Source organism: Sphingobacterium sp. BN32, assembly GCF_030503615.1.
Classification (GTDB): Bacteria; Bacteroidota; Bacteroidia; order Sphingobacteriales; family Sphingobacteriaceae; genus Sphingobacterium.
Map to the genome: position 1 here is coordinate 3,050,810 of NZ_CP129963.1, position 13,609 is coordinate 3,064,418.

A 13,609-nucleotide genomic window follows, 5' to 3' on the forward strand; every position below is an offset into this window, starting at 1 on the left:
TACCATAACGAAAAACCGCTGACATCGAATGTCAAAAAGGAAAAAGATAGTCACAAAAAAAGCGCCTACTCGGCGCTATATGTCTTATATCTAAAATCTATTCTCTAATATCTAATAGCAGCCCTAGGTCTAAATACTAACTACTAAATACTAACTACTACCTAAGCTCTATGCTTAATTGCAGCGACAAAGAGTGCTATCCAGCCGACCATAAAGCATACGCCGCCAATTGGTGTAATTGGGCCGATAACAGATAGGTTTTCAAGTCCTAGTAAGTTTCTGGTGCTCAGTAGGTATAGCGATCCTGAAAACAGGAGGATACCGAGGGTAAACATGATGAAAGATACGCGTATAGATTGGCTCTTTGCTCTAGAGAATGTGGATAAGAAGAGTAGAGCTAATGTGTGATAAAAATGGTATTGATTTGCAGTTCCCCAAGTTTCTAATTGTTTGTCGGAGATCTTTCCTTCCAGGCCATGCGCGCCAAAAGCTCCCAGTATCACAGCTAACAGACCGAAGAATGATGCTGTTAAAATGATTTGTTTGTTCATAATTAACTAAAATACCTGCTTGTAAATTTTCGTTTATAAATGTATAAAATAAATCTCAAAAGCCTTCACTTTTTACAATTTTGTCTATCTTGAAGATTTATTACCTTTGAAATATCAGGTTTAGCGTTCATGAGAAATACAATTATTGTTTCAATACTCCTATTTATTGCTGTTGTCGTAGCGTCGGTGTTTTATTTTGGAGATTTAAATAAGGAGGAGAAGAAATCTGTTAAGCCCATCAACTACCTACCGAGTGATACGTATTTGATTACTTCTTTTGTAAACGATGCTACCACAGATAATATCTTTAAAGATTTCGAGATATTCGAGGCTGTTTTAGGCCATTCTTTCCAAGATCAACTATCGCAATTGAAACAGCAGTTGTTGCGCAATAAAGATATCGCCAGCTATCTGACCGATCAGGAGATGTTCGTATCCTTCCACCCGGAAAAAGAAGGTATTGCAACACTTTTCAGTATTCCGACGACAGAGAAAATTGATAAGGAAACCATTAGCGAAATACTTCCCAAACTAGGCACAGACTATCAGGTACAGCAGCAGGATACCCTGGGTATGCATCTCTTTAGTTATAAGCCTGAAAAATCGGATTCTACCTTTTACGTAAGCTATTTAGATGACATATTTTTCGCTACGTTCAGCAAGGAACTGTTATTGAAAACATTGGATAAAAAGTTAGCTAAATTCGACGACAAACAAGTTGAATTCTTTAATAAAAACAATAGTCGGAACGCGCCTTTTACGGTTTATTTAGCGCATCAAAATCTTCCGGCGATCGTCGATAAATTCAGAAGAAACAAACCTGGCGATTTCATTCGTCAGTTTATCAATATCAAAGGACAAACGGCCTGGAACATCAATTATAAACAGGATGCTTTAATGTTGTCTGGCGAGAGCGAGCTTGAAGAAACGAAGGGGCAGTATATCGCATTGTTTGCAAATCAGCGTAAAACCACACAAAAGCTCTACAATTATTTCCCTTCCAATAGCGCAATGTTTATTGAGTACTCCTATAGCGATGCGAAGGTCTGGCAGAATGACTTGAAGGCATGGCACGCCCTCAGCGAGGATTCTAAACAATTGGAGGGACAGACCAAAGAGATCGAGAAAAACCGTTCGGATCTCTTAGCTACCTTTCAGGCGGCGATGGGTGGCGATTTCGCTGTTGTTGAGCAGAACAACTCCGACTACCTAGGTTTTATCAGTATTCAAGACAGCAGCAAATTTCTGGATGTGCTTAGCGATGTCGCAGAATCTGTTGGCGATAGCACCTATCGCTTCCGCTATTCCAATATCCCCTATCGTTTTTATGGGGAAGGATTAAAAGCATTCAGCAGACCTTATTTCAAGCGTATCGACGGCGTTATCGTGATGGCGAACCATCAATCAACGCTTCAGGAATATGCACAGAAATGGCGTAGAAAGGATTTGTTGATTGGTACCTTAGGTTTTAAGAATTACGAGAAAATTCAGGGAAATGAGGCCAATGTGACGGTCTTTTTGAATACGAAGAATGCCAGCAGTTTCTTGACCAATAACCTGGAAACGCAATACAGCAAGAACTTTAGAAACAATAAGGAATTTGGCTTGCAGGAATTTTATTCCTGGTCTTTGCAGCTGACCGGTAACTCGGGCAACTTCCTAAGCCGATTATATGCGATCTACAAGAGCAAGAATACCTTGGGGGCAACACCCGAATGGACCTACAGTATGGGTAGCCGACTGATTACCGGTCCTTTTGTATTTGAGCATTCCGATACCTCACAATTTATTTTTGCGCAGGAACAGGATCATACGGTGCATGCCGTACATCCATCTGGCAAGAAGTTGTGGACTACACTATTCGCGGGACGCATTGTAGGCAAGGTGCAGCAGTTGCAAGATCGTTCATTATTGGCAGTAACCGACCGCCGTCGATTATATCGTTTTGATAGCAATGGCAAGACTTTGTCAGGCTTTTCGACGAGCATCAAAGATGAGCCCGTTAGCCATCCTACCTATGTAGACTGGGCTGGTCAGCAAATGCTGTTGATTCCCGGAAAAAATAGAGTAATGGCTTACGATATGGAAGGTGGCCCGATTGAGGGTTGGGACAATGTGCAGGTAGAGGGAGAAATCCTGGGACCGGTGCAGTTTCATGACAATAAGGCGATCGTAACGACAAGCTATGGGCGTGTTTACTTTTTTGATGCCGGCGGCAGTAAGCTGCAGGAGATTGATGTTCCCGGAGATATCAACTTTGTAAGCAACGTAGGTATCGTTGTGCGTGAAAATCAGACCTTATACTACGCAACAGACGATATAGGTGATGTCTATAGAATGACTGCTGACGGACAAAGCAGCAAAGTTTTTGAAGGAAGATGGAATAATAAATACACGGCAGATTTTGAAAATGTAATTGGCACTTCTGCGCCTGAACTCATCGTCTTAGATGGTCCACAATTACAGGTTTACCAACTTGGGGACAGCTTGCAAAGAGTATTTGAACATACCTTTACCCAGGATGTGGAAAATCGGCCTTATTATTTCGCTTCGGGTTCTGGCGGATTAATGAGTTTGGGAATTGCCGCGCAAGGGACCAATTTAATTTATCTCTTCGCCGAGAATGGTACGTTGGTGGATGGATTCCCTCTGGAAGCACAGCCTCATTTTTATTATGGAAAGATAAACTACAATTCTTCAAACTATCTAATCTGTACACGCCGGGATTTCAAACTATATGCTTACAGGCACTAAACAACTTATCATCAAGGCCTTTCCCATGCGACAAGCACTGTTAAAAGCTTGTTAAAGGGGGATAGTTTTTTTTCAAAAGCCAACTTTTTTTCAGTAGGTTTGCAATCACAAATTACATATGTTAAGAGGAGAAGAAAATTTACATTTATTAACCGAACCTAAAAAGATCATTATTACCACGCACCATAAACCTGATGGTGATGCATTAGGCTCATCCTTAGGCTTATATTACTGGTTGCAGAAGAACGGGCATGAAGTACACATTGTGTTATCTTCGGATTTTCCGACTTTTCTAGACTGGATGCCTGGTCGTGATTCATTAATTATATATCCAGAACAACCGGCAATTGCACAACAGTTATTTGATCAGGCAGATATTGTGTTCTGCTTGGATTATAGTGCACTTTCCAGAACGAATATTCTTGAACCCGTGATTCGCGAAGCGAAGGGACAAAAATGGATGATTGACCATCATTTGGACCCTGAGGACTTCGCGGCGCTTTCGTATTGGGACTCCAATGCAGCAGCGACAGCGCAGTTGGTTTATTCCTTTATTGCCGATGTGTGCCACAAGCAAGATCAAGTTGACGAAAGAATAGCCACTTGTTTATATACAGGTATCATGACGGATACGGGTTCTTTCCGCTTCCGTTCAACGACTTCCGATGTTCATCGCATCATCGCACATTTATTGGATGCTGGGGCAAAGAACTGGGAAATCCACGAGCATATCTACAATAGTTCCACGGAAAACAGATTGCGTTTCTTAGGCTATTGCTTGATGAATTGCTTGGAAGTGATTCCTGAATACCATACTGCTTTATTCGCATTAACGAAGGACGATCTGGAGAAATTCAACGTAACAACCGGAGACACAGAGGGTTTAGTAAACTACGCATTATCCATAAAAGGCATTCGATTGGCTGGATTATTTGTTGACAGAACTGAATTAATTAAACTATCTTTGCGTTCTATCGGCGATATCCCTTGTAATGAGATTGCTAAGAAGCATTTTAACGGCGGAGGCCACTTGAATGCTGCCGGCGGAAATTCGTCGGAAGACCTACACAGCGTTGTAGAAAGATTTAAGGCAGTATTGCCAGAGTATAAGAATTATTTAACATAAGCATATTTTAAGCGTTATAAATAGAAAAATGAAAAAATCAATTTTATTATTGACAGCAGTAGCGAGTTTAGCACTTGCATCATGCCAAAATTTCAAAAAAGGAGAAGGTGGTTTAGAATACAAATTCCTTAAAGATAATGGCGGAGAGAAAGCTGTTGGTGGAGATGTTATTGCAATGGACATTGTTGTTAAAACTGACCGTGATTCACTTTTAGCAAGCACATATGATTTAGGATTACCTCAAATCGCTCCTATTATGCCTGACTCGTTAATGCAACAAGCAGGTGCATACCCAGGTGACAACAACACCATTTTGAAAATGTTAGGTGAAGGCGATAGCGCTGTATTTAAATTAAACTTAGATACTATGGCTGCTAGAACTGGTCAACCTAAGCCTGAGTTTGCTGATAAATACATCGAGTACACAATTAAGGTTAGGAAACTTTTCAAAAGAGGTAACTTAACGGATTCAGCTTTATTTGAGCAAGTAAACCAATACTACTTAGCACAAATGGAAGGTTTGAAAAAAGCTGAAGAAGGAAAAATTGCTTCATACATCGAGAAAAACAAATTGCAGCCTAAGAAAACTGCTTCTGGTTTACAATACGTAATCAAAGAAGAAGGTAAAGGTGCTAACCCGGTTATCGGTGATACCGTAGTAATCAACTACACTGGAGCATTAACAAACGGTAAAATCTTCGACACAAACGACGTAGAATTAGCTAAGAAGAACAATAAATTCAACGCTATGCGTCCTTACGAGCCATTACGTGTTCGCGTAGGTCATACACCAGTTATCCCAGGATGGACTGAAGGTCTTCAGTTATTGAAAAAAGGTAGCAAGGCGACTTTAATCATCCCTTCTGCATTAGGATATGGTGAGCGTCAGCAACAAAGCGAAATCCCTGCATACGCACCATTAGTGTTTGATGTAGAGATTGTTGATATCATTGCTGGACCGAAAGGTGAGCCTGCGGCTCCAACGATGCCACAAATGCAAATCCCTGGTCAAGCGCCAGCGCAAGCACCTGTGAATTAATTCAGAAAAATATTACTATATTTTCAACGAAAAGCGGTTTTTATTTAAAAAACCGCTTTTTTTTATGCGTATAAGGTAGTTTAGCTGACAATATCTTAACTTAGGCCCCATGGATGGAATTAATGAAGCAAAACAGCTTATTTTAACCGACACACATACTCACATTTACTATCATCAAGGAACCGAAGTCTTAGCGCAACAGATGCAACGTTGCCTAGCGAACGGCATTAGTCGTTTGTTTCTGCCGAATGTGGAAGTGGAGTCTATTCCTCAAGTAATCAATACGACGAAGGAGTATCCAGAAAACTGTTTTGCGATGCTGGGCTTGCATCCCTGCAGCGTGAAAGAAAATTACCTGGATGAGCTTGCGACAATTCGTGAGGCCATCAAGGAGCATAAAATATATGCGATCGGCGAGATCGGTATTGACCTTTATTGGGACAAAACAACGCTCGCTATTCAGCAGGATGCTTTCGCACAACAGATCGAATGGGCTAAGGAAATGGGCCTACCAATCAGTATTCATTGTCGGGAAGCCTTTGATGAGGTCTTCGAGGTATTGGACAGCCATAAAGACGAGCGCCTGTTTGGTGTTTTCCATTGCTTTACGGGCGATGTGCAACAAGCAAACCGCGCGATAGACCTTGGCTTTAAATTAGGGATTGGTGGCGTTGTGACTTTTAAAAAGGCGGGCTTAGACCTGGTCTTGAAAGAGGTTGCTTTAGAGCATGTGATCCTTGAAACGGATGCGCCTTATTTGGCTCCTGTCCCCTATCGCGGTAAAGAAAACGAAAGCAGCTATCTATTGCATGTAGCACAAAAGGTAGCCGATATTTACGAGCGTCCATTGTCGGAGATCGCAGAAATTACAACACAGAATTCAAAAGATTTATTTAGTATATAAAAGTCCATGCATAATATCTTTATTATCTACACCGGGGGAACAATCGGTATGGTGAAAGACCCTGAATCGGGCACCTTTATTCCCTTCGATTTTGAGCTTATCGAGAAAAATCTACCTGATTTAAGTCGCCTTAATTATAAATTGACGGTGCATTCGTTCGAGCCTATTATCGATTCTTCCAATATGCGCCCTAGCATTTGGTTAGAAATGGCGGAGCTGATTAGAGACAATTATGAGCTATACGATGGTTTTGTTATTCTACACGGCTCGGACACAATGGCTTACTCGGCATCCATGTTGAGCTTCCTGTTGGAAGGTTTGCAAAAACCTGTCGTTTTATCTGGATCGCAGCTACCGATTGGCGAAATCAGAACCGATGCGCGTGAGAATTTGATGACAGCCTTGGAAATCGCATCGGCAAAGAAAGACGGGCGTTCGATTATCCAAGAGGTTTGTATCCTGTTTGATAATAAGCTGTTCCGTGGGAATCGTTCTTTTAAATACAATTCGGATAAATTTGAAGCTTTTAGGTCGCCAAATTATCCTGTACTTGCGGAAGCTGGAATACACATTCGTTATAACGAGGAAGTGTTACAGGATAACACTGGAAAAGAATTTATCAGCCACCATAATATCGACGATCGTGTAGGCGTATTGAAGCTATTTCCAGGCATTAACAAGACCACAATCGAGGCGGTATTGAATTCGGATGTGCGCAGCATCGTGATGGAAACATTCGGATCTGGTAACACGATGACGGATGAGTGGTTCTTGGATTTGTTGAAAAATGCGGTCGATAGCGGCAAGAATATCCTTGACATTTCTCAATGTAAGGTAGGGTCTGTTGAATTAGGTCGTTATGAGACCTCTCAGGGCCTTCAATCTATCGGCATACTCAATGGCTATGACATGACTTTTGAAACCGCTGTAACGAAGCTAATGTACTTACAGGGTGAATTGGAAAGTCAGGAAGAAGTGGCCTATTGGGTGCAGCAAAGTATTCGTGGTGAGCTAACTAAAAATGATTAGTTAGCACATCAGCGACTACAAAGGTACTTCCACCTATAAATATCAATTCCTTTTCTTTTGACGCTTCTTTCGCAGCTAAGAATGCTGCTGATATGCTAGGATAGCTTTGGCCTTGCAAGCCGAAGGTTGCTGCAAGTTCTTTGAGCTGATCTGCTGGCATGGCGCGCGGCATGTCCGGAGCCGCAAAATAGTATATGGCATCTTTCGGTAGCTGCGGCAAGATATGGGATAAATCTTTATCCTTCATGGCACCAAATACGAAGTGAAGTTTCTCGTAGGATAGGGTTGCTAAGTTGGCTAGCACCTCCCGAATACCATCCTCATTATGTCCGGTATCACATATAATCCATGGATTAGTGCTTAACGTTTGCCATCTTCCTCGTAAACCTGTAGAATCTTGTACATGGCTTAACCCATAAGCGACCTGCTCTTCGGGCAAGTTGAAACCCATCGCACGAAGCTGATCGATAGCACACAACACTCCTAGTATATTCTTTTGCTGATATCCTCCAGCAAGATCCAAATGCCAAGACTTCTCGCTGTTATCGGCTTTATTGGCAATGCTTAAATGCAAGCCATCAGCTCTTCTTTCTAAGCCATCGACTTGATAATAATCATTGGCGAAATAAAGCGGAGCATGACTTTCCTTAGCCTTCTCTATAAATACATGCTGTATGGACTCCTGACGTTCAGAGATTACTACAGGTGTATTCGGCTTAATAATTCCGGCCTTCTCCCCTGCAATCTCTTCTAGGGAATCTCCCAAAATATTCATATGATCCATACCAATGTTGGTGATCATACAAAGCTCTGGATTGATAATGTTGGTACTGTCCAGGCGACCGCCTAACCCCACCTCGATGATGGCTATGTCGACTTTTTCCTTCGCAAAGAAATCAAATGCCATCGCAACTGTGACCTCAAAGAATGAAGGTTTGATCTCTTCGATCAATGCTAAATGATCGTTGATAAATTCGATCACCCTTTGCTCCGGCATCATTTGCCCATCGATACGGATCCGCTCTCTGAAGTCAACAAGATGTGGGGATGTGTATAGCCCAGTCTTATAACCTGACGCGGCAAATACCGAGGCCATCATATGTGAAGTAGAACCCTTCCCATTTGTGCCGGCGATATGGATAGATTTAAATTGCTGTTGTGGATTCCCTAGCGCCTCGCAGAATAGCAAGGTTTTATCTACATCGGGATTGATAGCCGAAGCGCCATCACGAGTAAACATAGGTAATCGAGCATATAAATACTCGATTACCTCTGTAAATGTTTTCATATGAATAATGAATTATTATCTAACTCTGAATCTGAAGGTAAGTAATCCAGTTTGAGAATTCGGAGCATTTGGAAGCTCATTTAAACGTGCGTTTTGAACGGCGTTTATACATTTCTGGATTAATCGGTAATCGGCAATGGTTGTTCCCTTCGCTTGGCGCGCTCTAAGGACATTACCTTTGTTGTCTACCGTAAATTCGATTTTGACAACGCCAGTCTGCTGGCCATTATCCTCAATCTTCGGAGGCACTGTAAATCGTCTGTTCTCTAAAGAGAGCATCATATTACCAAATCCTGAACCGCCTTCACCGTAGTTGCTAGCCAATGGGTCACCTAGATTAGAACCTTGGTTACCTGGCGTAGATCCTGTACCATCTCCAGTACCCTGCGCGTTATTCTTCTTGCCTTTGTATAAAGCGTTCGGATTAACAGCGGGTGTTGCATTCTTTTTCTCGGCAGTTGTTTGCTCAGCTACAGCTTTAACAGGCTTCTCAGCCTTGTTTACAACCGGCGCATCTTCTACATCCTGCGTAGCTACAGCTTTGTCTGCTGTTTGTTGAGAGGGTGTAGGTATTGGCGTTGAAGTAGGATCTATTTTATCTGGACGGACATTGTTGGCATTTTCATCCATCGAAGGCTCATCGACACTCATGTAGTCATCGCCCATACCCTCCGGAGAAGTACCATAGTTTACAATAATTCCTCCCATCCCATATTCCGGAAGGTCTTGTGTAAATACAATGAAGAATCCGATAGCGAGAAGCCCCGCCATTACCAAAGACGATATACCTAAAGCCTTTGGTAGATTATTTTCTTCTTGATACTGATTGTAATACATATCCTTAATGCTGTCCTTTTTCGACCCTTATAAACTAGAAACGTTTAAATAGGCCGGGTTATTTTAGTCTTTCTTAGGTTCTGTTGCCAAAACCATCTTCACTTTCAATCTATTCGCGATGTCCATAACAGAGATAACGTTCTGAATAGGCACTGTGCTATCCGCGTAAAGCATGATCGTCAATTCCTCACCAGTAGCCATATTAGACTGTATCATCTGCTCCAAGGACTCCAACGGTACTGCTTGTTTGTCGACGTGATATAACAGATCACTCGTAATGGAGATGGTCATTGTTTTCTTCGCCACAGATTGCTCACCTGCACTGGATTTAGGTAAAAGCAATTTTACCACCTGCGGGTTAGATACTGCTGAAGCCAACAAGAAGAACAACATCAGAAAGAACATAATGTCATTCAGCGCTGCTGTATGTACTTCTGCAGAAGGTTTATTTCTTCTATTGCGTAAATTCATTTTTTGTTTTTCAAGGGTTTTCCAAAAGGATTACATACTTGGCTCATCCAATAAATCGATAAACTCGATTGCATCAGTCTCGATGCGAAGGATTAAGCGCTCAACCATCATGTTTAGAATGTGGTAGCCAATATAAGCTAAGATACCAATTGTTAAACCTGATGCCGATGCAATCATTTTTACGTATAGACCTCCTGATACCGAACCAATATCGATACCACCAGCAACTTCTACATCACGGAAGATCTGAATTACCCCGAAGATCGTTCCTACGAAACCAAGCATCGGTGCAATACCAGCGATAATCCCTAAGATATTGATGTTCTTTTCTAAGCGAGAAACTTCCAGTTTGCCCTGGTTTTCGATAGCGCCTTCGATATCCTTAATCGGACGACCAACGCGAGTCAAACCTTTTTGCAACATGCGCGATAATGCTGAGTTCGAAGAACGACATACAGCCATTGCTGCGTCCAATTTACCTGAAAGCACATTGCTTTTCACTTGCGCTAATAAACCACCCTCAGACTTTCCAGCCTTGCTAATGGTGATATAGCGTTCGAAGAAGATTACTAATCCTAAAAAGAACAGTAAAATGATCGGAATCATGATCCATCCACCTTTCATCAAAAGCTGAATTAGGTTTAAATCCTCCTGGGTAGCTAGGGCTACAGTTTGTTGTTGAACTTGATTTAAGGTATCAACGGTGATAGGGTTCTGTACTAATGACATAATTAAATAGTATGTATGCTGTTTTGATTGATTTTACTTATTTATAGGTCCTGACCATGCGTCAGAAACATATCGCTTCTGCACATAACGTAGTGCAGAGTCTGCTTGTTCTTTTGTTTCGTAAGAGTCCCAGATCACCTTTTTAAGGTTCTTAGCCAACTTACTAGGAATTACCCGAACAGAAGTAATGCCTGCTTTATTAAAAGATTCCGCTTGCTCATAAGCTTGCGCTAGTGTTCTATGTGAACCAATAACGACTTGATAGTGATGATTTGCAGGAATCAATGGTTTATTCGTTGTAGGTACAGTACGCTGTGCTGTATCAACAAGAGTCGTATCTGCAACTTGACTTAATGTATCTATACGTTGGTTTACAGCAGTATCAACATTCGATACAGGAGCATTCGCTAATGTACCTGTATCGGTGGATGGCACCTCCGCTGTTGTTTGTCCAGTGCGATTGATATAGAACAAGCTTCCGATAATGGCTAATGCCACTATCGCGGCAACCATATACCATACAGTCTTATTTGAGGATTTCACTTCTGGCTCTAGGAGAACTTCTTGTTCTTCAGCTTGTGTTGGCTCTTCTAAAATTGGAGACTCCTCTTCTTGAATTCGCGTTTCAGTTAGCTCTTCCTCGATTAATTCTTGTTCCTCCTGCTGAACAGGTTCTTCAGTAAGAATTTCAGCAGCAATAGGAGTTTCTAATACTTCCTCTTGCACGCCTTCAACAGGTTGCAAATGAAATCCTGAAAGATCTTCTGCTTTGAAAACTAAAGAATTTCCATGCTTGATGAACTGACCTAGGTGACTTAAAACACCGACGCCATGATCTTTGATTTCCTCCAGTAATTGAATTACCTGCTCTTCTACCTTTTGCTCAGCATCAGTCCGAGACAATTGAAGCGATTGCTGAACATAGTCGACAAAATCAACACCATCAGTAGACTTTGCATCGAATTCCAAATAAGTAACAGGCGGAAGATACATTGCTCTTCTCTCGTCATAGACGGAAGAAGTATGTATACGCTTAAAGGTACCTAAGCCTTTCACAAAGACTTCGTTCCTGCGTTTTAAAAGTTGATGAATGTATTTTCCTAAATCCATTATTGCACTAAAGCTGCAAAGTTAAAGTTTGTCTGCTTAAAACGAAAAATTAATACCGCCTAATATATTAAATCCTAGCTTCGGATAATATAAATAGCGAGAGTACTCCGTGTTAAAGATGTTATTAGCTTTCACAAAAATACCCAATTGTTTAGTCGCTTTATATTCTGCACCTGCGCTTAAATCGAAGAACGATGGAATTGAAGTCTTCGAGTAAGTTGCAGATGGCGAAGTTACGTTGGTAACCTGATCAGTCGTGTAGCTATATTCTCGAGCCGTAGCATTTCCATGGAACAGTGCCTCAGCGTCGATGTATAATTTCTCCGAAATATTGAATCTTGCATTAGCAGCTAAACGCATCTTTGGTAAATGCCAAGCTTCTTCTTGCGATACTGTTGTGTAGTTATCAATATTCAAACGACCACCCAAGTTAACCAATTCTGATAAACGAACGTTGATCTCTCCTTCGATTCCTACATGCTTCAATGCCTTATCGCCATCGCCATCATATACTAAATCAAATTGAAACGGACGATCTACATTATTAACAAACATTGGCAATCCTTCAACCTGTCTGTAGAAGGCTTTTACTTTATAACCAAAGGTCGCTCCTGCGTTTCCTTTAATACCACCATACACATTCATCCGTTCTACCGTATTCATGATGTTTGGCGTCAATCCTAAATATGGATTTGTTTTCGTGAAGCTTCGGAATGATCCTTTCTCCACACCGCCTTTCACACCACCAAAGATGTAAAAGTAGCCCGGTACCAGCGAGAAGTCAATCTCTGCAACAGGGAAAATATTAAATCTGGAACTATCGCCAAATTCTGATACGATATTCGCTCCTAAGGTAATATTGTAATTGTCTCCCTTGAATTTGATATAAGGATTCGCATTTACAATCGAATTATTCAAATTACCGTCAGGTGTATTAACTCCACCAATGCTATTGAAGTCCAATGCCACGTTCGCTCCGACATTGAACGTACGAAGGCGCTTATTCAGGTAACCTGATAAGGCGATCGAATTTTCTTTGCCATCAAACTTATCTTTGTATGTATAAGCATCCGCTTTAACAGAGTAGCTTAATGCATCCTCGTTAGCTGGATCAAAGTTGCTGGTCAGCTCTCCTGAGAAATAGATATCATTAAAGCGTTGCGCTTCGCGCGTTGGATTTAAGTTTTTATTATCAACGTCCATTGGGATACCGTAAAAACGAGTTCCAAAACCGTTATAACCAATTAATCCGTTCACAGTAAACATAGGGAATATGCGTCGACCGAAAACCCCAACCTCTTGTCTGGAGAACTTCTGATCATCCAAATTACCCTTTTGGTTCAGGTGTTTTACAAAACCTCCAAAACGTATATCCTCATAATCTTCAACTGCGAAATAAGCTTCACCAAGGATGGTACCTAAATTACCCACTCCCAACTTCACATAATTACTGTTATGGTCTACTATTCTAGAAAACGGAGTTTCCATTATTTTCAACTCACTTAAGCCCGTGTTGATATCCAATTTCTTATCCGGAACATTGCCATAATTCAACTTTGGCATATACTCTCGCTTGTTGGTCATATCAGGACTACGACGGATTTTTACCGCATCAGCAAGAATAGGACGGTAGTCACGAACAATATCAAATGAATCCAAGGTTACTGGGCGATTCGTGGTATCACGCTGCGCATATGCTTGTGATCCCATGGCCAATAACAGGGCTAGTAGTCCAGACTGTTTTACTATAGTTTTCAACTTCATCTTTTCC

General features: G+C 41.4%; 12 protein-coding genes. 5 read left to right on the plus strand and 7 right to left on the minus strand.

Annotation, left to right across the window (positions count from 1 at the left end; all coding sequences use genetic code 11):
* Positions 1 to 161 precede the first annotated feature (161 nt).
* Positions 162 to 551 carry a DUF423 domain-containing protein gene (locus tag QYC40_RS12905; RefSeq protein ID WP_149526952.1) on the minus strand — a complete coding sequence of 130 codons (390 nt, stop codon included), beginning with the start codon at positions 549 to 551 and terminating at the stop codon, positions 162 to 164.
* 129 nt (positions 552 to 680) lie between these two features.
* Here QYC40_RS12905 and QYC40_RS12910 point away from each other — a divergent pair, with 129 nt between their 5' ends.
* The 5 genes from QYC40_RS12910 to QYC40_RS12930 all read left to right on the plus strand — a co-directional run bounded on the left by QYC40_RS12910 (position 681) and on the right by QYC40_RS12930 (position 7,403).
* Positions 681 to 3,305, plus strand: a complete 2,625-nt coding sequence (locus tag QYC40_RS12910) for a PQQ-binding-like beta-propeller repeat protein (RefSeq protein WP_301990566.1) — start codon at positions 681 to 683, stop codon at positions 3,303 to 3,305.
* A gap of 118 nt (positions 3,306 to 3,423) precedes the next feature.
* Positions 3,424 to 4,431: a bifunctional oligoribonuclease/PAP phosphatase NrnA gene (locus QYC40_RS12915; RefSeq protein WP_301990567.1), complete on the plus strand. Its 1,008-nt coding sequence runs from the start codon at positions 3,424 to 3,426 to the stop codon at positions 4,429 to 4,431.
* Between the two features lie 28 nt (positions 4,432 to 4,459).
* Positions 4,460 to 5,470, plus strand: a complete 1,011-nt coding sequence (locus QYC40_RS12920; protein ID WP_301990568.1) for an FKBP-type peptidyl-prolyl cis-trans isomerase — start codon at positions 4,460 to 4,462, stop codon at positions 5,468 to 5,470.
* A gap of 109 nt (positions 5,471 to 5,579) precedes the next feature.
* Positions 5,580 to 6,374: a TatD family hydrolase gene (locus QYC40_RS12925; protein ID WP_301990569.1), complete on the plus strand. Its 795-nt coding sequence runs from the start codon at positions 5,580 to 5,582 to the stop codon at positions 6,372 to 6,374.
* A gap of 6 nt (positions 6,375 to 6,380) precedes the next feature.
* Positions 6,381 to 7,403 (plus strand): asparaginase, encoded by a 1,023-nt coding sequence (locus tag QYC40_RS12930; RefSeq protein WP_301990570.1) that lies wholly within the window; start codon positions 6,381 to 6,383, stop codon positions 7,401 to 7,403.
* Here the strand turns inward: QYC40_RS12930 and QYC40_RS12935 are convergent.
* The 6 genes from QYC40_RS12935 to QYC40_RS12960 form a co-directional block, all read right to left on the minus strand.
* On the minus strand, positions 7,390 to 8,691 hold the full coding sequence (locus tag QYC40_RS12935; protein WP_301990571.1) for a folylpolyglutamate synthase/dihydrofolate synthase family protein: 1,302 nt from the start codon (positions 8,689 to 8,691) through the stop codon (positions 7,390 to 7,392). The genes QYC40_RS12930 and QYC40_RS12935 overlap by 14 nt on opposite strands.
* 15 nt (positions 8,692 to 8,706) lie before the next feature.
* Entirely contained in the window at positions 8,707 to 9,528 is an 822-nt protein-coding gene (locus tag QYC40_RS12940; RefSeq protein ID WP_301990572.1) for an energy transducer TonB, read from the minus strand.
* Between the two features lie 63 nt (positions 9,529 to 9,591).
* Positions 9,592 to 9,999, minus strand: a complete 408-nt coding sequence (locus tag QYC40_RS12945) for a biopolymer transporter ExbD (RefSeq protein ID WP_301990573.1) — start codon at positions 9,997 to 9,999, stop codon at positions 9,592 to 9,594.
* 30 nt (positions 10,000 to 10,029) lie between these two features.
* Positions 10,030 to 10,728, minus strand: a complete 699-nt coding sequence (locus QYC40_RS12950) for a MotA/TolQ/ExbB proton channel family protein (protein WP_301990574.1) — start codon at positions 10,726 to 10,728, stop codon at positions 10,030 to 10,032.
* 33 nt (positions 10,729 to 10,761) lie between these two features.
* A complete protein-coding gene (locus QYC40_RS12955; RefSeq protein WP_301990575.1) occupies positions 10,762 to 11,838 on the minus strand; it encodes a hypothetical protein in 1,077 nt (358 codons plus the stop codon).
* 36 nt (positions 11,839 to 11,874) lie between these two features.
* Positions 11,875 to 13,602 (minus strand): TonB-dependent receptor, encoded by a 1,728-nt coding sequence (locus tag QYC40_RS12960; RefSeq protein WP_301990576.1) that lies wholly within the window; start codon positions 13,600 to 13,602, stop codon positions 11,875 to 11,877.
* Between the last annotated feature and the right edge of the window lie 7 nt (positions 13,603 to 13,609).